Origin of the sequence: Bradyrhizobium sp. Arg816, assembly GCF_029989365.1 — a bacterium.
Classification (GTDB): Bacteria; Pseudomonadota; Alphaproteobacteria; order Rhizobiales; family Xanthobacteraceae; genus Bradyrhizobium.
On sequence record NZ_JAPRAQ010000011.1, the window covers coordinates 195,205 to 216,123 of the forward strand.

Below are 20,919 nucleotides of genomic sequence, written 5' to 3' on the forward strand. Positions count from 1 at the left end.
TTTGCTTGTGCATGCGACATGCGTAACATTCCCGCTCCTCTCTCGATTTACGCGCGCATAGCGCAACCGGGCCGGGCATGGAGAAGCTGATCGACGAATTCCGCAAGGGCTGGCAGGGCGTGGCGCCGCCGTCGCTCGCGCTGAGTCTCGGCTTCGCGGTTGCCTGCCTGCTGGTTGCGACGGTGGCGCGCTGGGGTCTCGCGCATGTGCGGCCCGACGTCTACTTCACCCCGTATTTTCCGGCCGTGTTCTTTGCCGCCGCATTCGGCGGCTTGCGGATCGGCATCATCACCGCGCTGGTCGGCGGCGTGCTCGGCGTCGTCGTCAATTTCAGCGACGCTTTTGCCGATCGCTCCAGGTTCACCTTGCTGACCCTCTATTGGGGCGTCTCCGCACTCACCATCTGGGGCGTCGAGCATTATCGCGCGATGCTGGCGGAGCAGCGCCGGATTTCCAAACGCCTGATCGAGGAGGAAGAGTATCGCAAGCTGCTGGTCGACGAGCTCCAGCACCGGCTGAAGAACAAGCTGTCGACTGCGCATGCCGTGTTGCACCAGGTGCTGCACGACCAGCCGCAGGTCTGGGCCCGGATCGACCCGCGGCTACGGTCGCTGGCCGCAACCGACGATCTGATCTCGCGAATCGACAAGGGCGGCTGCGATATCCGCGATCTCCTGATCGCGGAGCTCGGACCTTACGGCCATGTCCGCTTCACGCTCAACGGCGACCGGCTGTTCCTGCCGCCGAAGCTCGCGGTCACGCTGTCGCTGATGTTTCACGAGCTCGCCACCAACGCGGGCAAGTATGGCGCGTTCTCCTCGCCGCGCGGATTATTGCAGGTGTCATGGACCGTCAATGGCGACCGCCTGACCGTCACCTGGGATGAAACCGAGGGCCCGAGCATCGACAAGGTCTCCGAGCCCGGCTTCGGCACCAAGCTGCTGAAGTCGGCGCTGTCGGCTTTCGACGGCAAGTCCGAGGTCTCGTATCTCAAGACCGGCCTGCATTGCATCATGCAATGCCGCATCCCGCAAAACGGCTAGACGCGGCACGAACGCAAGAGACGCGCGCTCCGCTCGCAGTTTCGCTTGGCGCGTTGACGCTCCGTTAATGACGATGGGTCGGGCGCGTCGCATCGCCGCAAAACACCCCCGTATTTCTCCGTACCCCTTAACCAAACCTAAGAGGGAACTGCGCAAGATCGCGTCCATTGCAAAGGCGCGCTGAAACAACAAGATTCATGACTTCTATGAACGACAACAGATATTCCGGCGCGAGTGAAGCCGAGCTCGGATTTCTCAAGGAAATCATTAGAATGCTGCCTGCCGGTCTGACCGTGCAGGACGCGCAAGGCGACCTTCTCCTGGTTAACGACGTCGCCGCCGCCCAGCTCGGCATGGACGGCAGCCGTCCGTCGCCCGATCTGACGCCGCGCCGGGAAGCCTGCCAGCGGGCATTGAAGTCCGGCGAGGCGGTCATCTCCGAGGAAGCGCTCCACGACGGAGCTGCACGCCAGGTGCTGCTGACCACCCATCGCCCCGTCCGCGTCGCCGGACGCGAGCTGCTGATCTCGGCCTCCTCCGACATCACCGAACAGAAGAACTTCGAGGACCAGCTGTTCCGCTCAGCCTATTTCGACGAGCTAACCGGCCTGCCCTCGCGGCGCGTGATCGAGCATCGCGCCGGCAGCCTGCTCGCGCGCGACGGCAAAGACGAGCGTTTCGCGCTCGCCTTTCTCGACGTCGACAATTTCAAGCACATCAACGACTATTACGGCCACGCCGTCGGCGACGCGCTGCTGGTCGAGCTGTCGAAGCGGCTCGGGCGCGACCTGCGCGATTCCGACATGCTCTCGCGCATCTCCGGCGACGAATTCCTGCTGCTGCTCTCCCCGATCCAGAGCCAGGAGGAAGTCGCCGAATTCATGCAAGCGACGCTGGAGCGGCTGACCGCACCGTTCTTCATCGACAATTCGGAAGTCTTCGCCTCCACCTCCGTCGGCGTCAGCCTCTATCCCGACCACGGCCGCAGCTTCGAGACGCTACGCCAGAACGCCGACATCGCGATGTACCGCATCAAGAACGGCGGCAAGGGCTCGGCGGCGTTCTTCGACGCCAGCATGGAGCGCGAGGCGCAGGCGCGGATGAAGATCGAGCAGTCGCTGCGGCTCGCCATCCTCGAAAAGCGCTTCTGCTGCGCGTTCCAGTCCAAGGTCGACATCCGCACCCAAGCCGTGACGGGCATCGAGGCATTGGTGCGCCTGCGCGACGACGAGGGCGTGATCCAGGCGCCGGGCTCGTTCATCAACCTCGCCGGCGAATTGGGACTGATCGACGAGCTCACCCATCTCGTGCTCGCCGAGATCGTCAAGTCGATCGACCTGATCAACGACAGCTTCGGCGCGGAGGCGACCATCAGCATCAACGTCGCCGCCAAGCAGGCCGGCAACCCCGAATTCATGCGCAGTTTCGCGCGCGCGCTGGACGAGACCGGCTTTCCGCAGCGCTTCATGATCGAGGTGACGGAAGACGCCTTCGTCGCCAAGAATCACTTCCAGACCGAGATCCTGCCGATGTTCCGCAAGCTCGGCGTCGGCATTTCCATCGACGATTTCGGCACCGGCTATTCCTCGCTCTCGGCGCTCGCCGACATCACCGCCGACGAGATCAAGATCGACCGCTCGTTCATCACCGACATCCATAAGCGTCCGCGCAGCCAGGGCATCTTGCGCGCGATCGAATCCCTGAGCGAAGCGCTTGGGATGACCGTGATCGCCGAAGGCCTCGAATCCTACGAGGAGCTGGCCTATCTCCAGGCCGCGACCAAGATCCGCTACGCGCAAGGCTATTATTTCGCCCGGCCGATCTTCCTGGAGGAGCTCAAGCTCGCGACGCCCGCCTCCAGCGAAGCCCGCCCCGGCGTGTCCAGCCGCCCGACGCAGCAGAACCGCCAGGGCTATTCGCGGGCGAGCGGGTACCGGCGGTAGGGGCACAAGCCGCTCCAATCTCGATGTCGTCGCCCGGCTTGACCGGGCGACCCAGTACGCCGAGACGGTTGTGGTTGAACCGATAGGCCGCGGCGTACTAGATGCCCCGGTCAAGCCGGGGCATGACAGCGGTGGGGCGGCTCGCATCCGCAACACCCATTTCCCCCTTTGAAATTGCTGCCCTTTTGCTAATACACGGGCGGACTTCCCTGAGGTACGCCATGCCCTCCTCCTCCGCCGTCAGCGATCCCGCCTATGTCCGCGCGCGGGCGATGGTGACGCTGTTCGAGCGGCTGGAGCATCTGTGCGAGGGCGCGATCGCGATCGATCGCAAGGGACGGGTCGTCTACGTCAACGAGAAGTACCTCGCGGCGCTCGGCCTCAAGCGGACATCCGAGGCAATCGGCCGGCCGATCGAGGAGATCATTCCGAACAGCCTGATGCGGAAGGTGGCCGAGACCGGCGAGCCGATCCTGCTCGACATCATGGAGCTCGGCGGCGAACAGCTCGTGGTGACGCGCATGCCGATCGAGGACGAGGACCGCAACGTCATCGGCGCGATCGGGTTCGTGCTGTACGATCATCTCGAGAGCCTCAAGCCGCTGCTCGCCCGCGTCACCCAGCTCGAGAGCGATTTGCGGCTGGCGCGGCGGCAATTGTCCAACGCGCGCGCCGCGCGCTTCACCTTTGCCGACTTCGTCGGCGCGACGCCGGGAATCGCGCAGGCCAAGGAGCTCGCGGGCCGCGCCGCCCGGCAGAACGTCACCGTGCTTCTCACCGGCGAAACCGGAACGGGCAAGGAGATGCTGGCGCAGGCCATTCACAACGCGTCATCCCGCGCCGAAAAGCCGTTCGTCAGCGTCAACGTCGCCGCGATCCCGGACACATTGATCGAATCGGAATTTTTCGGCACCGCGCCGGGCGCTTATACCGGCGCCGACCGCAAGGGCCGCGAGGGCAAATTCCGGGTCGCCGACGGCGGCACGCTGTTTCTCGACGAGATCGGCGAGATGCCGCTGCAACTGCAGGCCAAGCTCTTGCGCGCGCTGCAGGAGCGCGAGATCGAGCCGCTCGGATCCGACAAGATCTCGAAGGTCGATGTCCGCATCGTCGCCGCCACCAATGTGGACTTGCGCAAGCGCGTCAGCGACGGCGCATTCCGGCCCGACCTCTATTACCGGCTCAACGTGCTCTCGATCGACCTGCCGCCTCTGCGCGACTGCCTTGGTGATCTGCCCGAGATCAGCGCCCGGCTGCTCGAGGACATCAGCGCGTCCGGCGATTATGTCAGTGCGAAGATCACGCCGAGCGCGCTCTCGGCACTCGCGCGTTACGACTGGCCGGGCAACGTCCGCGAACTGCGCAACGTCCTGGAGCGCGCGCTGATCCTCAGCGATTCCGGGCGACTGACCGGCGACGATTTCGCGCGCATCCTTCCCGTCGGCACGGATGCGCGGCCGGCGGCGCCGGTGCGAGCGGCTGGCATCGTGGTGCCCTATGCCGAGGCCGAGGCGGAATTCGAGAAGCACACGCTCGAACAGGCGCTCGCTGCCAGCAACGGCCAGATCTCCGAAGCCGCCAAGATGCTGCGCATCTCGCGCGCGACCTTCTACAAGAAACTCGCCAAGTTCGGCCTCGCTTCGGGACCGGCCGTCGTCTGAGTTTCGAGACTCGATTTGTCCGGAGTCTCGGATTCCTGACATTGCCCCCTGCACCTCTTTCCCGACGCCGGTGCGGGAATTGCCGGGTTTTAAGCCATTTTGCGTAAAGCGACCGCATCTGGCGCGGACCTTGCTCTTCGCTTTGCACAATGACGCATGCTGCACATGCGCATTTGCAAACAGGGAGGACGCCAGATGAGTGGAGCGATCGCCGTCAATCAGCTTCAAGCACGGCAGCCGTCACACGTCACCGTTGCCACCGCGAGCCTGATCGGCACGGCCATCGAGTGGTACGACTTCTTCCTCTACGGCACCGCCGCGGCGCTGATCTTCAACAAGCTGTTCTTCCCGACCTTCGACCCCATGATGGGAACGCTGCTGGCGTTCGCGACCTACGCGCTCGGCTTCATCGCGCGTCCGCTCGGCGGCGTCGTGTTCGGCCATTACGGCGACAAGATCGGCCGCAAGACCATGCTCTATCTGACCCTGCTGATCATGGGCGCCGCGACCGCGGCGATCGGCTTCCTGCCGACCTACGAGACCGCCGGGATCTGGGCCGCGGTCCTGCTGGTGACCTGCCGGCTGATCCAGGGCTTTGGCCTCGGTGGTGAATGGGGCGGCGCGGTACTGATGGCGGTCGAGCATGCGCCGGCGGATAAGAAGGGATTTTACGGCAGCTGGCCGCAACTCGGCGCGCCGCTCGGCCTCGTGCTCGGCACGCTGGTGTTCTCGGTGGTGTCGGCGATGCTGACCGACGCGCAGCTTTTGGCCTGGGGCTGGCGCATCCCGTTCCTGTTCTCGATCGCACTGGTGCTGGTCGGCCTGTGGATCCGCTTCACCATCGCGGAATCGCCGGAGTTCCAGAAGGTCAAGGACAGCAAGCAGGAAGTGAAAATGCCGATCCTCGAGGCTCTCAGGATGTATCCGAAGAACATCCTGCTCGCGATGGGCGCGCGCTTCGCCGAAAACGGCTTCTTCTACATCTACGCGACCTTCGTGCTGGCTTATGCCACGCAATCGCTCGGCATGAACAAGCAGGACATGCTCAACGGCGTGCTGATTGGCGCCGCGATCGAGACCTTCACCATTCCGGCCTTCGGCGCGCTGTCCGACCGCGTCGGGCGGCGGCCGGTCTACATCTTCGGTGGTGTTCTCGGCGCTGATGTCGTTCCCGCTGTTCATGCTGCTGGCGACCAAGAACCCGCAATATGCCTGGATCGCGATCGTGCTGGGCCTCGCCATCGGCCACGCCGCGATGTACGGGCCGCAGGCGAGCTTCCTGTCGGAGCTGTTCGGCACCAAGGTGCGCTACAGCGGCGTCTCGCTCGGCTACAACCTCGCCTCGATCTTCGCCGGCGCGCTGTCGCCGCTGATCGCAACGGGCCTGATGACGGCCTATGCGCCGGCGACCTGGCCGATCTCGCTCTACATGATCGCGCTCGCGATCATCACCATCGTGTCGGTTTACTTCGCGACCGAAACACGCAAGGTCGCTCAGCCCTGAACGGTTGATCGCAGCTTCCACGGTGCCGGAGCGGCTATCGCAAGCCGCTCCTGATAATACCAACATGGGAGGAAACGCCGTGAGCCAGCATCCTGCCTTGGCCTATCTGCCCAATTCCGAGAAAGGCAAGGTCGTCACGGCGGCCGAAGCGGTCATGCTGATCCGCGACGGCGACACGGTGGCGACCGGCGGGTTCGTCGGCATCGGCTTTGCCGAGGAGATCGCGATCGCGCTGGAGGAGCTCTATCTGTCCAACGAAGGCGATGCACCCTACACGCAAGGCAAGCCGCGCAATCTGACGCTGGTCTATGCCGCGGGCCAGGGCGACGGCAAGCATCGCGGCCTCAACCACTTTGCGCATGAGGGCCTGGTCCGGCGCGTGATCGGCGGGCATTGGGGACTTGCGCCGAAATTGCAGCAGCTTGCGATCGCCAACCAGATCGAGGCCTATAACCTGCCGCAGGGCGTGATCACGCATCTGTTCCGCGACATCGCGGCGAACAGGCCCGGCCACATCACCCGCGTCGGCATGGGCACCTTCGTCGATCCCAGGCATGGCGGCGGCAAGCTGAATGCGCGCACCACCGAGGACATGGTGGAGCTGATCACGCTTCGCGGCGAAGAGTGCCTGCTCTACAGGACGTTTCCGATCCATGTCGGGATCATTCGGGCCACGACCGGCGATCCCGACGGCAACCTCACCATGGAGAAGGAGGCGCTGACGCTGGAAGCGCTCGCCATCGCCATGGCCGCGCATAATTCCGGCGGCATCGTCATCGCCCAGGTCGAGCGCGTCGCCGAGGGCGGCAGCCTCAATCCGCGCCAGGTCAAGATTCCCGGAATCCTCGTCGATTGCGTCGTCGTGGCCAAGCCCGAGCATCACTGGCAGACGTTTGGTACGCAATACAATCCGGCCTTCAGCAGCGAGATCCGGGTCCGTGCCGCCTCGCTGCCGGTGATGCCGGTCAGCGAACGCAAGATCATCGCCCGCCGCGCCGCCTTCGAGCTCAAAGCCAACAGCGTCGTCAACCTCGGCATCGGCATGCCCGAGGGGATCGCTTCCGTCGCCAATGAAGAGCGGATCATCGACCTGATCACGCTGACGGCGGAGCCCGGCGTGATCGGCGGCATCCCGGCGAGCGGCATCGATTTCGGCGCGGCGATCAACACCCAGGCGGTGATCGACCAGCCCTATCAATTCGACTTCTACGACGGCGGCGGTCTCGACGCCGCCTTCCTCGGGCTCGCCCAGGTCGATCGCGCCGGCAATCTCAATGTCAGCAAGTTCGGGCCGAAGCTTGCGGGCGCCGGCGGCTTCATCAACATCAGCCAGAACGCCAAGGAGGTCGTGTTCGTCGGCACGTTTGCTGCCGGCAAACAGCGGATTGTAGTCAACGATGGCGAGCTCGCCATTGTTGAGGAAGCAAGATCCCGCAAATTCGTCGACAAGGTCGAGCACGTCACCTTCAGCGGCCCGTTCGCGGCGGCGCGCGGACAACGCGTGCTCTATGTCACCGAACGCTGCGTCTTCGCGCTCAGGCCCGACGGGCTCGAACTCACGGAAGTCGCGCCCGGCATCGACATCGAGCGTGACATCCTGCGCCTGATGGATTTCAAGCCGCTGATCCCGCGCGATCCTGCGCTGATGGACGCCCGCATCTTCGGCGAGGGCCCGATGGATTTGCGCGAGCGCCTGCTGACGATCCCGCTCGACCAGCGTTTCACGCTGGACGAGCAGCAGAACCTGTTCTTCATCAACCTCGAGCGCTATCCGCTGCGCAGCAAGGCCGAGATCGACACGATCGCGGCCATCGTCGAGACCCGCCTGGCGCCGCTTGGCCGCCGGGTCTACGCCATCGTCAATTATGACAATTTTTCCATCCTGCCGGAGTTGATGGACGATTATTCCGCCATGGTCCGCAGTCTCGTCGATCGCTTCTATTCCGGCGTGTCGCGCTACACCACGTCGGGCTTCCTGCGCATCAAGCTCGGCGAAGCCCTGGAGAGGCGGGGCGTAGCGCCGCATATTTTCGAGAGCGCGGACGAAGCGCAATTGGACTGGCGCCAGATCGAGGGAGGCGGCGCAACGCGTAGCGCGCGGCTAGCCCAAAAATGATGCATGCTCGATAGGCCGATACACTCGGCCGGAAGGTTCAATTGCAATGTTCGCAAGCTTGTGCAAATCGCTGTTACCGAGAAACTTTGAATCAGGAGGGATCATCGTGCGTCGATCATTCATCATAACAACAACCATTCTCGCCCTCGCCGCGGTAACCTCCGCGCACGCGGACGACCTCAAGGTCGCGCTGATCTACGGCAAGACCGGCCCGCTCGAAGCCTATGCCAAGCAGACCGAAACCGGCCTGCAGATGGGTTTTGAATACGCCACCAAGGGCACCATGACGCTCGACGGCCGCAAGATCGTCGTCATCACCAAGGACGACCAGGGCAAGCCCGACCTGTCGAAGGCCGCACTCGCGGAAGCCTATCAGGACGACAAGGCCGACATCGCGATCGGCACGACCTCGTCGGCCGCGGCGCTCGCCATCCTCCCCGTCGCCGAGGAGAACAAGAAGATCCTGATCGTCGAGCCCGCCGTCGCGGACCAGATTACCGGCGAGAAGTGGAATCGCTACATCTTCCGCACCGCGCGCAATTCGTCGCAGGACGCGATCTCGAACGCGGTCGCGATCGGCAAGCAGGGCGTCACCGTGGCGACGCTGGCGCAGGACTACGCCTTCGGCCGCGACGGCGTCGCCGCCTTCAAGGAGGCGCTCGCCAAGACCGGCGCGACGCTCGCCGCGGAAGAATACGCCCCGACCAACACCACCGACTTCACCGCGGTCGGTCAGCGCCTGTTCGACGCGCTGAAGGACAAGCCCGGCCGCAAGGTGATCTGGGTGATCTGGGCCGGCGCCGGCAATCCGCTGGCGAAACTCCAGGACATGGACCCGAAGCGCTACGGCATCGAGCTCTCCACCGGCGGCAACATCCTGCCGGCGCTCGCCGCGTATAAGGGCCTGCCCGGCATGGAAGGCGCGACCTATTATTACTACGAGATCCCGAAGAACCCGGTGAACGACTGGCTGGTCGCCGAGCACCAGAAGCGCTTCAACGCACCGCCGGACTTCTTCACTGCGGGCGGTTTCGCCGCCGCGATGTCCGTCGTCGCCGCCGTCACCAAGGCGAAATCGACCGACACCGAGAAGCTGATCACGGCGATGGAAGGCCTGGAGTTCGACACGCCGAAGGGCAAGATGGTGTTCCGCAAGGAAGACCATCAGGCGCTCCAGAGCATGTATCACTTCAAGGTCAAGGTCGATCCGAACGTCGCCTGGGCCGTGCTCGAGCCGGTGCGCGAGCTGAAGATCGAGGACATGGACGTTCCGGTCCGCAACAAGCGTTGAGATCAAATCTCCTCTCCCCGCACGCGCGGGGAGAGGCTTCTTCCACATTCCCCAGAGTTTCCCCGATGGCCCTGACGTTAGAGACCCGCGACCTCACCATCCGCTTCGGCGGTCATGTCGCGGTCAACAACGTCACCTGCACGTTCCGCCCCGGCGAGCTCACCGCCATCGTCGGGCCGAACGGCGCCGGCAAGACCACCTATTTCAACCTGATCTCGGGCCAGCTGCGCGCCTCACACGGCAGCATCCTGTTCGACGGCACCGACATCACGCAGCATTCCGCGCCGCTGCGCACCCGCGCTGGCCTCGGCCGCGCCTTCCAGCTCACCAACCTCTTTCCGAACCTCACCGTGGAAGAGAACGTCCGCCTCGCGGTGCAGGCCGCCAGCGGCACCCATTACGACATGCTGCGGCCCTGGATGGTCCGCCGCGACCTGATCGCCCGCGCCGATGCCATCCTCGACCAGGTCGCACTCGGCAATCGCCGCGGTGTCGCGGCGACTGCGCTGTCGCATGGCGACCAGCGCAAGCTCGAGGTGGCGCTGATGATCGCGCTCGAACCCAAAGTGTTCATGTTCGACGAGCCGACCGCGGGCATGAGCATCGACGAGGTGCCGGTGGTGCTGAACCTCATCGCGCAGCTCAAGCAGGACAAGAGCAAGATCATCCTCCTCGTCGAGCACAAGATGGACGTGGTGCGCTCGCTCGCCGACCGCATCATCGTGCTGCACAACGGACAACTTGTCGCCGACGGGCCGCCGGCCGAGGTGATCGCCTCGCCGATCGTGCAGGAAGCCTATCTCGGCGTTGCACCAAAGAATTCTGCCGAGAGCGCCGCATGACCGATCTGCTCAAACTCTCCGGCGTGCACACGCATATCGGCCGCTACCACATTCTCCAGGGCATCGACCTCGCGGTCCCCCAGGGCCAGACCACCATGCTGCTCGGCCGCAACGGCGCCGGCAAGACCACGACGCTGCGCACCATCATGGGCCTGTGGCAGGCCTCCAGCGGCGAGATCACGCTCGCAGGCGAGCGCATCGAGAGCCGCGCCACGCCCGACATCGCGCGGCTCGGCGTCGGCTACGTGCCGGAGAGCATGGCGGTGTTTTCCGACCTCACGGTGAAGGAAAACCTGGTGCTGGCGGCGCGCGACGGGCCGCTCGACGATACCCAGCTCGACTGGATCTTCGGCTTCTTCCCCGCGCTGCGCCGGTTCTGGCTGTCGCGGGCGGGAAGCCTCTCGGGCGGACAGAAGCAGATGTTGTCGATCGCGCGCGCCATCGTCGAGCCGCGCAAGCTGCTGCTGATCGACGAGCCGACCAAGGGGCTGGCGCCCGCGATCGTCATGGCACTGATCGAGTGCCTGAAGGAGATCAAGCGCAAGGGCGCGACGATCCTGCTGGTCGAACAGAATTTCTTTGCCGCCCGCGAGCTCGGCGACAACGTGCTGGTCATGGACAATGGCACCATCGTCCATCGCGGCGAGATGGCGGCGCTCGCCGCCGACGTGCCGCTGCAGGAGCGGCTGCTCGGCCTGAGCCTGGAGGCGCATCAGTGACTGAACTCGCCGCAAATGATCCGCTGCCGAAGCCGAGGCGCGATCTCGCGCCGATCCTGCTGCCGATCGCACTGGCGCTTGCGATGATTCCTCTGGTGGGGTCACCCAGCACCTGGCTGACATTGACCGCCGCTAGCCTCGCCATGGGCATGATGATCTTCATCATGGCCTCGGGGCTGACGCTGGTGTTCGGCCTGATGGACGTGCTCAATTTCGGCCACGGCGCCTTCATTGCTGTCGGCGCCTATGTGGCAACCCTCGTGCTGGCGCCGTTCGCGGCCTCGATGCAGGCGGATTCGCTGTGGATCAACCTCGCGGTGCTGGCGCCGGCGGCGCTGCTGTCGATGGCAGTGTCCGGCGCGCTCGGCTTGGTCGTCGAGCGCGTGCTGATCCTGCCCGTCTATGGCCAGCATCTGAAGCAGATCCTGATGACGACGGGCGGCCTGATTGTTGCGGAACAGACGCTCTATGCGCTGTGGGGACCGCAGATCATCCCGATGCCGTTGCCGACATCGCTGCGCGGCTCCTTCATCCTCGGCGACGTCGCCATCGCCAAATACCGTGTGCTGGCGATGCTGATCGGCCTCGCCGTCTTCATCGCGATCCAGCTCGTGCTCAACCGCAGCAAGCGCGGCCTTCTGATCCGCGCCGGCGTCGAGAACCGCGAGATGGTCGAGGCGCTCGGTTATCGCATCCGCCGCCTGTTCCTCGGCGTGTTCATGACGGGATCGGCGCTCGCCGGCCTCGGCGGCGTGATGTGGGCGCTCTATCGCGAGCAGGTCCACGCCTCCATGAGCGACGACCTCACCGTCTTGATTTTCATCGTCGTCATCATCGGCGGCCTCGGCTCGATCGGAGGCTGCTTCATCGGCGCCATCCTGGTCGCGATGGTGGCCAATTACGGCGGCTTCCTGCTGCCAAAACTCGCCCTCGTCTCCAACATCCTGCTGATGGTCGCCATTCTGATGTGGCGGCCGCGCGGCCTCTATGCGGTGACCAGCCGATGATGCTTCTTTCCGGCGACCCGCCGCGCAGCCGCGTTCTCACGCTCGTTCTCGTCGTCATCATCCTGGCGCTGGCGGCGACGCCGTTCCTGTTTCCGGGGGCCAAGGCGCTGAACGTCGCGGCCAAGATCTGCGTCTTCGCCGCGCTCGTCGCCTCCTACGACCTGCTGCTCGGCTATACCGGCTCGGTGTCGTTCGCCCACACCATGTTCTACGGCATCGGCAGCTACGCCATCGCGATCGCGCTGTACGGCATGGGTCCGAACTGGGCCGCGGTCGCAACCGGTATCGTCGTCGGCCTGCCGCTCGCGGCGCTGCTCGCGCTCGCGATCGGCCTGTTCTCGCTGCGGGTCGCCGCGATCTTCTTTGCCATGATCACGCTCGCCGTCGCCTCCGCCTTCCAGGTGCTGGCCTCGCAGCTCTCCTGGCTGACCGGCGGCGAGGATGGTCGCAGCTTCCAGCTGCCGGAGTTGCTGCGGCCCGGCACGGTGCTGATCTCCAAGAACCTGTTCGGATTCGAGATCAACGGCCGCATCCTCACCTTCTACCTGGTGTTTGCCGTCTCGGCCCTGATGATCCTCGCATTGTTGCGTGTCGTGAACTCGCCGTTCGGACGCGTGCTCCAGGCGATCCGCGAGAACCGCTTTCGCGCCGAGGCGCTCGGCTTTCGCACCGTCTTCCACCTGACCTACGCCAACTGCCTCGCCGCGCTGGTCGCCGCCAGCGCCGGCATTTTGAACGCGCTGTGGCTGCGCTATGCCGGCCCTGATACCTCGCTCAGCTTCTCGATCATGCTGGACATTCTGTTGATGGTGGTGATCGGCGGCATGGGCACGATCTACGGCGCGATCATCGGCGCAACCATCTTCATCCTCGCCCAGAACTACCTTCAGTCGCTGATGGGCGTCGCCTCCAAGGCGGCGAGCGAAGCCGGCCTGCCGCTGCTGCCGGGGCTGTTGCATCCCGACCGCTGGCTGCTGTGGCTTGGGCTGCTGTTCATCGCCAGCGTCTACTTCTTCCCGACCGGCGTCGTCGGACGTCTGCGCAACGCCGGCCGCGACAAGAGCGCGAACGTCTCGCATTAAGCTGCCGTTAATGATGCAGCGCAGCGGTTGTGATGGGCACGGCACAACCGCGACGTGATTCCCGTCCCACTGCATACGGGCGCACTGCACAACCGGATTAATGCTTAGGTAACTGGCTTTCCTAAGGTTTGCGCCATTTGTGCGGTGTATTCCTGTCCTTCCAGGGAGGGGGGAATGCGCCAGGTCTTTTCCACGGTGACAGCCGGAATGTCATCAGCCGTGACCAACGGCTGGGCGGCCTTGACGCGGCGTGGTCCTGTCCTCTGGCTGACCTTGTGCGGCGTGTTGCTGGTCGCTGGGATCTTCGCCGTGACCGCCATGGCGGTCGGCGAATTCCGCGAGCGCACCCTGGCCAACCGCGAGCGCGAGCTGGAAAATACGGTGCAGCTGATCGCACGGCACTTCGATCAGCAATTCCAGGATTCCGACGTCGTCGCCGCCGACCTGATCGGGCAGATGAACCTGCCGGAGATCACCTCGTCGTCGATGTTCCGCGAGCGCATGTCCGGCCTCGCGACGAACCAGATGCTGCGGAGCAAGATCAGCTCCGTCTCCTATCTCGGCGACATCGCGATCTACGATGCCGACGGCGAGCTGATCAACTGGTCGCGGGCCCAGCCGCTGCCCAAGATCAACGTCTCTTCGCGCGCATACTTCCAGACGTTCCAATCCGATCCGATGGCCGAACCGGTCATCCTGGAATCGGTCCGCAGCTTCATCATCGGCAAATGGACCACGATCGTCGCGCGGCGGCTGAGCGGCGCGGACGGCACCTTCCTCGGCGCAATGGTCCGGCGGATCGATCCGGACAGCTACCAGCAGTATTTCGCATCTGTCGCACTTGCCGAGGGTACGGCGATCTCGCTGTTCGATCGCGAAGGTAAGATGCTGGCCCGCTATCCGCATGTCGAAGAGCTGATCGGCAGGAATTTCAAGGACGCGCCGCTGATGCGCAAGATGCTGGCCGAGGGCGGCCGGCACACGCTGCGCGTCAAGGGACCGATCGACGGCGAGGACCGCCTCGGCTCGGGAGCCTCGCTGTCGCATTTCCCGTTGGTCATCGTCGCGACCAACACCACGAGCGCCGCGCTGGCCGACTGGCGTCAGCAGACCGGCTTCATGGTCACCACGGCAACGCTTTCGGCGATCGTGATCGCGTTGATCCTCTTCCTGATCATCCGCCAGATCAACCGGCAGAACCGGGAAGCCCAGGAGCGGATCGAAGCGGAACGGCTGCGGCTCGACACCGCCCTGAACAACATGTCGCAAGGGCTGATCCTGTACGACGCCGCTGGTTTCATCGTCACCTGCAACCGCCGCTACGCCGAGATGTTCGGCTTGTCCCACGACGTCATCAAGCCCGGCTGTCACATCCGCGAGGCGATGCAGCACCGCAAGGAGCGTGGCGCGTTCGGCGCCGACGTCGAGGCGTTCTGCACCGACGTGATGCGGATCGTCGCCGAAGGCAAGGTTTCCAGCAGGATCCACGAACTGCCCAACGGCCGCGCCTTCCAGGTCATCAACACTCCGCTGGCGCAGGGCGGATGGGTCGCCACGATCGAGGAAATCACCGAGCGGCGCAATCTGGAGCAGGAACGCGACCGCAACTACATGTTCCTGCGCGAGATCATCGATCACATCCCCTCGCAGATCACGGTGAAGGATGCCCGGACGCGGCAATATCTGCTGGTCAACCGGACCGCCGAGGAGCAGTTCGGCCAATCGGGTGACGTCATCGTCGGCAAGACTCCCTTCGACATGTATCCGGATGCCGCCGCCAGGATCGTCACCGACGACGACAGCAAGGCGCTGCAGGCGCCCGGGGGATTGTTCAAGGACGAGCACGTCTGGCAGAGCCAGACCAAGGGACCGCGCTACATCACGTCGACCCGGATCGGCATTCGCGACAAGTCCGGCGAGCCGCGCTACCTCATCAGCGTCGTCGAGGATGTCACCGAGCGGCGGCGCGCCCACGAGAAGATCGCGCATATGGCGCATTACGATGCGCTGACCGACCTGCCGAACCGCACGCTGTTCCGCGAACAGATCGAGCGCGAGCTGGCGAAGGTCGCCGGCGGCGAGCAGTTCGCGCTGCTCTATATCGACGTCGACGAATTCAAGGGCATCAACGATTCGCTCGGCCATCACGTCGGCGACGAGCTGCTGAAGGCGATCGCGACCCGGCTGCGCGGCTGCCTCAAGAAGAGCGATTTGATCGCACGGCTCGGCGGCGACGAATTCGCCGTGATCCAGACCGGAATCCAGTCCTCTGCAGACGTGCTGTCGTTCGTGACGCGGATCTACGAGGCGATCCGCCAGCCCTATCACTGCCTCGGCCATCAGCTCTCCACCGACGCCAGCATCGGCATCGCGCTGGCGCCGCAGGACGGGACCGATCTCGACCAGCTCATCAAGCACGCCGATCTTGCGATGTACGGCGCCAAGGCTGAAGGGCGCCGCACCCATCGCTTCTTCGAGCCGGAGATGGATGCGAGCGCCAAGGCGCGCCTGACCATGGAGCAGGATCTGCGCCAGGCGCTGGTGAACGGCGGCTTCGAGATCCACTACCAGCCGCTGGTCGATCTGCGCACCAACGACGTGTCGGGCTGCGAGGCGCTGCTGCGCTGGCGGCATCCCGAACGCGGCTGGGTGTCGCCGGCGGAGTTCATTCCGATCGCCGAGGATACCGGCCTGATCAACGAGCTCGGCGACTGGGTGCTGCGCATGGCCTGCAACGAGGCCGCGACCTGGCCGGCGCATGTGCGGATTGCGGTCAACGTCTCGCCGGTGCAGCTCAAATGCGATACGCTGGCGCTGCGGATTGCCGGCGCACTCGCCGCCTCCGGACTCGCTCCATCCCGGCTCGAGCTCGAAATCACCGAGGCCGTGCTGATCCGCGACGACGAGGCCGCGCTCTCGATCCTGCACCAGCTCCGTGCCATCGGCGTGCGCATCGCGCTCGACGATTTCGGCACCGGCTATTCCTCGCTGAGCTATCTGAAGCGCTTCCCGTTCGACAAGATCAAGATCGACCGCTGCTTCGTCGCCGACATCGCGGAGACCAGCGGCGCGCCTGTGATCGTGCAGGCGGTGGTGAACATCGCCGCGGCGAGCCACATGACCACCGTCGCCGAGGGCGTCGAGACCGAGGCGCAGCGCGAGATGCTGCGCGCGCTCGGTTGCACGGAGATGCAGGGTTATCTGTTCAGCAAGCCGAAGCCGGCCGCCGAGGTGCGAAAGCTGTTCGGTCCGAACGATGCCGCGCCGGTGGCGGCGGTGGCCTGAGATGGCGAAGCCGAGGAAAGCCTCAGCGAAAGCCGTCGACGTCGCGGATTCCTATGCCGTGCGGCTGATGCAGCATCTGGTGGTGCCGACCTTCGTGATCGACCCCAAGCGCCGCGTCGTGATCTGGAACAGAGCCTGCGAGCGGCTGACCGGCGTCCCCGCCGCGGAGGTGATCGGCACGACGAAACACTGGCAGGCCTTCTACGAGACAAGGCGCCCCTGCCTCGCCGACCTGGTCGCGCTCGACCGTCCCGAGCAGCTGCCGGAGTTTTATTCGGAATATGCCGCACGCGGCCACAACGGGCTCGGCTTTTCCGCGGAAAACTGGTGCGTGATGCCAAAACTCGGCAGCCAGCTCTATCTCGCGATCGACGCCGGCCCGATCCATGACGAGGCCGGCCACCTGATCGCCGTGGTGGAGACGCTGCGCGACCTCACCGACCAGAAGCGCGCCGAGACGGCGCTGAAGGAGCTCGCCGCCAAGGACGGGCTGACCGGCCTGTCGAACCGCCGCGCCTTCGACCAGATGCTGATGAGCGAATGGGCCCGCGCCCAGCGGACGCAGAAGCCGATGGCGCTGCTGTTCGTCGACGTCGATCATTTCAAGCTGTTCAACGACCGGCACGGCCACCAGAGCGGCGACGAATGCCTGCGCGCGGTCGCTGATGTCGTCAGCCGCCATGCCGTGCGCCCGCTCGACCTCGCCAGCCGCTATGGCGGGGAAGAGTTCGCGCTGATCCTGCCCGACATGGATAGCGATGCCGCCAGCACCATCGCCGAGGAGATCCGCCGTGCCGTCATGGCCTTGCGGATCGCTCATGGAGCTGCTGGCGCCGGCGACCACGTCACCCTCAGCGTCGGCGTCGCCAGTCATATTCCCACTGAGGCCGACGGCAGCCCCGACCGGCTGCTGGGTGCGGCCGACGAGGCGCTCTATGCGGCAAAACGGCTCGGCCGCAACCGCGTCATCTGCGCCGAACGCCTGCTTGCGGAGTTCGCGCGCGCCGATCGCGGCTCGCCCGGGATTCAAGTCGCCGTCAATCGCCGGTCCAGCCGGGGCTGACCTTCATCCCACCGAAGGTTCTATTGCGTTCGGCCTCACCAGCAGGTGATGTTGCGCCAAAACAACACGGACATTTTCTTCTCGAAAAGCCGCAATTTCTCGGGCGCTCATTTGAATATAGATAAGTCGTTGCCTGGAGCCGTATTCGCTTTGAAATTTCCCCGCCCATCCCGCAGTGCCCTCCCCTCCGCCAAAAACGCCATCGCCTGGTCGCGAGTGACGGCCGAACCCGGCTCGGCCGAGACCAACCGCCGATGACCGAAGCAGCCGGTTCGTTTCGCGGACGTGTCCACCGCGGAACGCAGCAAATTGGTGGCACCTGCATCGAGCTCGAGGCCGCGGGTGAGAGAATCCTGCTCGACCTTGGACTTCCGCTCGATGCCGACGGCGCGTCCGATGATCTTCTCCCGCCGGTGGCCGGGCTTCGCGTCGAAGATCCGGCGCTGCGTGCGATCGTCCTGTCGCACGGACACGGCGATCATTGGGGTTTGCTCCCCCTGTGCAGACCCAATGTCCCCCTCGCCATGGGCGCTGCGACCGCGCGCATCATGTGTGCGGCAGCTCCTTTCGTGCCCAACGCCTTCGTGCCCAATGTTTCATTCGAGCTGAATGATCGCAGGACCTTCCAGCCCGTTCAACATCACGCCCTATCTCGTCGATCACTCGGCCTATGATGCCTATGCGCTGCTGATCCAGGCTGCCGGCCGGCGTCTGTTCTACAGCGGCGATATCCGTGCGCATGGTCGCAAGCGCGGTCTGGTCGAGCGATTGGTGAGCAATCCGCCCCGCGGTATCGACACGATGCTGATGGAGGGGTCGAGCCTCGGCCGTCTCGACGAGCACACGCAATTCCCGACGGAGGACGGCATCGAGGCGAGGCTGACCCAGAGTTTTAAACAGCCAGGCTTCGTCATCCTCTCGGCATCCGCGCAGAACATCGATCGCATCGTCAGTATCTATCGCGCCTGCAAGCGCAGCGGCCGGACGCTGCTGCTGGACCTCTATGCGATGGAGATATTGCGGGCCACCGGCAACGAGCGCTTGCCGAACGCCGGCTGGCCCAATTTGTCGGTCTATGTGCCGGAATATCAGCGGCGACAGATCGCAAGGAACAAGCGCTTCGACCTGCTGGATCCCTACAAATCCGCACGGATCTATCGCGAGCGCATCACCGAGATCGCCGATCGCACCGTGATGCTGTTTCGTCCGGCAATGGCCCACGACGTGGAGGCCGCCAATCTCTGGCCCGGCACCAGAGCGATCTGGTCGCAATGGGACGGATATCTGAAGGACGGTCCTGGCGCCAGACTGAAGGCGAATCTCGCGACACGCGGCGTTCCCATCGAGATCATCCACACCTCGGGCCACGCCAGCATCCTGGATCTCAAGCGGCTCGCGAACGCAATACAGCCGGACAGGCTGGTGCCCATTCACACATTCGAAGGCGACAGTTTCTCCAGATATTTTGACAACGTCACGCGACGCAGCGATGGCGAATGGTGGGAGGTATGAGATGAGCTTCAAGCGCGGCATTCGGGATAACGACTTTCGCGAGGCACTCAGGGCACTCGCCCAGCAGGATGGCTGGTGGAGGGACGTTCTTGCCGATCCCTCCCTCATCATCGGCGTTCGGGACGAGTACCTGAACGTCTATTGGCAGGGACAATCCATCTTCAAAGTGTCGTTCAAGGGCGGGAAGGTGACCGCCACGACGCACGAAAAGTATCTCCTGAATCCAGATTTGAAGGATCAGGTCTCGCTAGTCGAGGGGAAGTTCGCCTTCGGCAACGCCGAGCCAAGAATGCTGACGCGCGACTACGAGGGCGCAAAGACCCTAGAGAAACTCAAAAGGGCCGCATCGCTCTATTCCGGCCAGGAGAAGGAAGGCGTCCACGAGATCGCGACGGCCAATAACTCCGTCGTCGACGTCGAGATTGCGATCAACGCTTCCGGCATCCCCGACGTCGAGAGGAACCTTCCGCGCATGGACCTTGCCAACTTCGAAACGACGGCGAACGGCGTGGACCTAGTGTTCTGGGAGGCCAAGACGTTCAGCAATCCCGAACTGGAGAACGGCAAGATTGTCGGCCAGATCAAGGACTATCGGACGGTGATCGACCTTCACCAGACCGAGATCGATAAGAGCTATCGATGCGTTGCGGAGAATCTGACTGCGATGGCGGAATGGAGCAACGGGCGTCGCAGTGTGGCTGCGGCAATCAGCGCCGTTGCGGACGGGACCAAACTCAAAGTGAACAGCGCTAATGTCGGGCTGCTCGTCTATGATTTCACCGCGGATCAACGCGACCGCGAGGACAAGAGTGGCAAGACGTTGAAAGAAAGAGTAACTGAATCGCTCGCGGAGGTCGGCGTGGGTCCGGAGCGGATCAAGTTCAAAGGCACGCCAAAAGGTCTCACCATCTGAGCTGGCACACGGGAGAAACCTTGCCCCTTCCCGAGCACGAAATGCTCACCTTCGCGATCGGCGACATCCACGGCTGCTTCAAAAAGCTGACGTCGCTTCTCGCCGCGTGCGACCAGATTCGCGGCTTGCGGAGCGCCCAGTTCGTCCTTGTCGGAGACTACATCGACAGGGGGCCCCAAAGCCGCGAGGTGATGGATTTTCTCGTCGGCAGCGAGGGGAAGCAGGACCGCTCCTTCGTCTGTCTGCGGGGCAACCATGAAGAGATGCTGCTTCGCGCGGCCGACAGGGAGCGCACCGACCGGGACCTGATGAATTGGTGGGGAAACGGCGGTGAGCAGACGCTCGACAGTTACGGGGATCGACGATCCGGCCGATCTGCCGCGCGAGCATCTCGACTGGATCCGCGCGCTTCCGCTGATAAAAATGGAGCATGGACGAATTTTCGTCCACGCAGGGCTACGGCCGGACGTACCGCTGGCGTCGCAGTCCGAGCGAGACTTGCTGTGGATCCGGGAACCCTTCCTGTCGTCGGATCACAACCACGGACTTTTCGTTGTCCATGGTCATACGCCGGTCCGGTCCGGGACACCTGATCTGCGGGCCAACCGGTTGAATCTGGATACCGGCGCCTGCTTTGGCGGCCCGCTCACGGCGGCCGTGTTCACAACCTCAGAGACGGGCCCGCTGATGTTTGTAAACGATTCCGGCGAGATCTCGGGACCGGCAGCCCTCCGGGATTGAAAAGCGAAGCATAAGACCAGGAATTGGGCGATGCCGGGCGTCCGGGCCTGGGCAAAGCGGAGGTTGCCCACCCCCCGCCAATCGGCTAAATGAACCTCGACTAGCACCCGTAGCTCAGCTGGATAGAGCGTTGCCCTCCGAAGGCAAAGGTCACACGTTCGAATCGTGTCGGGTGCGCCAGCAAAATCAGCCATTTA

The 20,919-nt window shown here is 64.2% G+C and carries 16 protein-coding genes, 1 tRNA gene and 1 pseudogene; all 18 read left to right on the forward strand.

Annotated features, from left to right (window positions below; all coding sequences use genetic code 11):
* Positions 1 to 77 precede the first annotated feature (77 nt).
* The 18 genes and pseudogenes from OWC48_RS26290 to OWC48_RS26370 all read left to right on the forward strand — a co-directional run bounded on the left by OWC48_RS26290 (position 78) and on the right by OWC48_RS26370 (position 20,902).
* Complete coding sequence (locus tag OWC48_RS26290) at positions 78 to 1,043, forward strand: sensor histidine kinase (protein ID WP_282522566.1); 966 nt, start codon at positions 78 to 80, stop codon at positions 1,041 to 1,043.
* A 206-nt stretch (positions 1,044 to 1,249) separates the two neighbouring features.
* A complete protein-coding gene (locus tag OWC48_RS26295) occupies positions 1,250 to 2,986 on the forward strand; it encodes a bifunctional diguanylate cyclase/phosphodiesterase (protein WP_282522567.1) in 1,737 nt (578 codons plus the stop codon).
* 221 nt (positions 2,987 to 3,207) lie between these two features.
* Positions 3,208 to 4,647, forward strand: a complete 1,440-nt coding sequence (locus tag OWC48_RS26300; protein ID WP_282522568.1) for a sigma-54-dependent Fis family transcriptional regulator — start codon at positions 3,208 to 3,210, stop codon at positions 4,645 to 4,647.
* A 195-nt stretch (positions 4,648 to 4,842) separates the two neighbouring features.
* Complete coding sequence (locus OWC48_RS26305; RefSeq protein WP_282522569.1) at positions 4,843 to 6,159, forward strand: MFS transporter; 1,317 nt, start codon at positions 4,843 to 4,845, stop codon at positions 6,157 to 6,159.
* 71 nt (positions 6,160 to 6,230) lie between these two features.
* Complete coding sequence (locus OWC48_RS26310) at positions 6,231 to 8,267, forward strand: acyl CoA:acetate/3-ketoacid CoA transferase (RefSeq protein WP_282522570.1); 2,037 nt, start codon at positions 6,231 to 6,233, stop codon at positions 8,265 to 8,267.
* 106 nt (positions 8,268 to 8,373) lie between these two features.
* Complete coding sequence (locus tag OWC48_RS26315; RefSeq protein WP_282522571.1) at positions 8,374 to 9,558, forward strand: substrate-binding domain-containing protein; 1,185 nt, start codon at positions 8,374 to 8,376, stop codon at positions 9,556 to 9,558.
* A gap of 65 nt (positions 9,559 to 9,623) precedes the next feature.
* Complete coding sequence (locus OWC48_RS26320; protein WP_282522572.1) at positions 9,624 to 10,400, forward strand: ABC transporter ATP-binding protein; 777 nt, start codon at positions 9,624 to 9,626, stop codon at positions 10,398 to 10,400.
* Positions 10,397 to 11,119 (forward strand): ABC transporter ATP-binding protein, encoded by a 723-nt coding sequence (locus OWC48_RS26325; RefSeq protein WP_014491076.1) that lies wholly within the window; start codon positions 10,397 to 10,399, stop codon positions 11,117 to 11,119. The genes OWC48_RS26320 and OWC48_RS26325 overlap by 4 nt, the downstream gene beginning before the upstream one ends.
* The gene (locus tag OWC48_RS26330) at positions 11,116 to 12,126 is read left to right on the forward strand and encodes a branched-chain amino acid ABC transporter permease (RefSeq protein ID WP_282522573.1); all 1,011 of its coding nucleotides are present in this window, start codon (positions 11,116 to 11,118) and stop codon (positions 12,124 to 12,126) included. Before OWC48_RS26325 ends, OWC48_RS26330 begins: the two co-directional genes overlap by 4 nt.
* A complete protein-coding gene (locus tag OWC48_RS26335; RefSeq protein WP_282522574.1) occupies positions 12,123 to 13,208 on the forward strand; it encodes a branched-chain amino acid ABC transporter permease in 1,086 nt (361 codons plus the stop codon). Before OWC48_RS26330 ends, OWC48_RS26335 begins: the two co-directional genes overlap by 4 nt.
* 174 nt (positions 13,209 to 13,382) lie before the next feature.
* Positions 13,383 to 16,493, forward strand: a complete 3,111-nt coding sequence (locus OWC48_RS26340) for an EAL domain-containing protein (RefSeq protein ID WP_282522575.1) — start codon at positions 13,383 to 13,385, stop codon at positions 16,491 to 16,493.
* 1 nt (position 16,494) lies between these two features.
* Positions 16,495 to 17,556 carry a diguanylate cyclase domain-containing protein gene (locus OWC48_RS26345; RefSeq protein WP_282522576.1) on the forward strand — a complete coding sequence of 354 codons (1,062 nt, stop codon included), beginning with the start codon at positions 16,495 to 16,497 and terminating at the stop codon, positions 17,554 to 17,556.
* 353 nt (positions 17,557 to 17,909) lie between these two features.
* Positions 17,910 to 18,230, forward strand: a complete 321-nt coding sequence (locus OWC48_RS46945) for a hypothetical protein (RefSeq protein ID WP_308777015.1) — start codon at positions 17,910 to 17,912, stop codon at positions 18,228 to 18,230.
* Complete coding sequence (locus OWC48_RS26350; protein ID WP_306664475.1) at positions 18,166 to 19,068, forward strand: MBL fold metallo-hydrolase RNA specificity domain-containing protein; 903 nt, start codon at positions 18,166 to 18,168, stop codon at positions 19,066 to 19,068. Before OWC48_RS46945 ends, OWC48_RS26350 begins: the two co-directional genes overlap by 65 nt.
* Position 19,069: 1 nt before the next feature.
* Positions 19,070 to 19,981: a hypothetical protein gene (locus tag OWC48_RS26355; protein ID WP_282522577.1), complete on the forward strand. Its 912-nt coding sequence runs from the start codon at positions 19,070 to 19,072 to the stop codon at positions 19,979 to 19,981.
* A 41-nt stretch (positions 19,982 to 20,022) separates the two neighbouring features.
* A pseudogene (locus OWC48_RS47080) lies at positions 20,023 to 20,280 on the forward strand (metallophosphoesterase); the annotation flags it as partial.
* A 31-nt stretch (positions 20,281 to 20,311) separates the two neighbouring features.
* Complete coding sequence (locus tag OWC48_RS47085; RefSeq protein WP_282522649.1) at positions 20,312 to 20,722, forward strand: hypothetical protein; 411 nt, start codon at positions 20,312 to 20,314, stop codon at positions 20,720 to 20,722.
* A 103-nt stretch (positions 20,723 to 20,825) separates the two neighbouring features.
* Positions 20,826 to 20,902 (forward strand) — tRNA-Arg (locus tag OWC48_RS26370).
* The last annotated feature ends 17 nt before the right edge of the window (positions 20,903 to 20,919 follow it).

Excerpts from the sequence above, each read along its gene's own strand:
- OWC48_RS26290 (WP_282522566.1), top strand. The coding sequence starts at position 78 with ATGGAGAAGCTGATCGACGAATTCCGCAAGGGCTGGCAGGGCGTGGCG.
- OWC48_RS26295 (WP_282522567.1), top strand. The coding sequence starts at position 1,250 with ATGAACGACAACAGATATTCCGGCGCGAGTGAAGCCGAGCTCGGATTT.
- OWC48_RS26300 (WP_282522568.1), top strand. The coding sequence starts at position 3,208 with ATGCCCTCCTCCTCCGCCGTCAGCGATCCCGCCTATGTCCGCGCGCGG.
- OWC48_RS26305 (WP_282522569.1), top strand. The coding sequence starts at position 4,843 with ATGAGTGGAGCGATCGCCGTCAATCAGCTTCAAGCACGGCAGCCGTCA.
- OWC48_RS26320 (WP_282522572.1), top strand. The coding sequence starts at position 9,624 with ATGGCCCTGACGTTAGAGACCCGCGACCTCACCATCCGCTTCGGCGGT.
- OWC48_RS26325 (WP_014491076.1), top strand. The coding sequence starts at position 10,397 with ATGACCGATCTGCTCAAACTCTCCGGCGTGCACACGCATATCGGCCGC.
- OWC48_RS26335 (WP_282522574.1), top strand. The coding sequence starts at position 12,123 with ATGATGCTTCTTTCCGGCGACCCGCCGCGCAGCCGCGTTCTCACGCTC.
- OWC48_RS26340 (WP_282522575.1), top strand. The coding sequence starts at position 13,383 with ATGCGCCAGGTCTTTTCCACGGTGACAGCCGGAATGTCATCAGCCGTG.
- OWC48_RS26345 (WP_282522576.1), top strand. The coding sequence starts at position 16,495 with ATGGCGAAGCCGAGGAAAGCCTCAGCGAAAGCCGTCGACGTCGCGGAT.
- OWC48_RS26350 (WP_306664475.1), top strand. The coding sequence starts at position 18,166 with ATGATCGCAGGACCTTCCAGCCCGTTCAACATCACGCCCTATCTCGTC.
- OWC48_RS26355 (WP_282522577.1), top strand. The coding sequence starts at position 19,070 with ATGAGCTTCAAGCGCGGCATTCGGGATAACGACTTTCGCGAGGCACTC.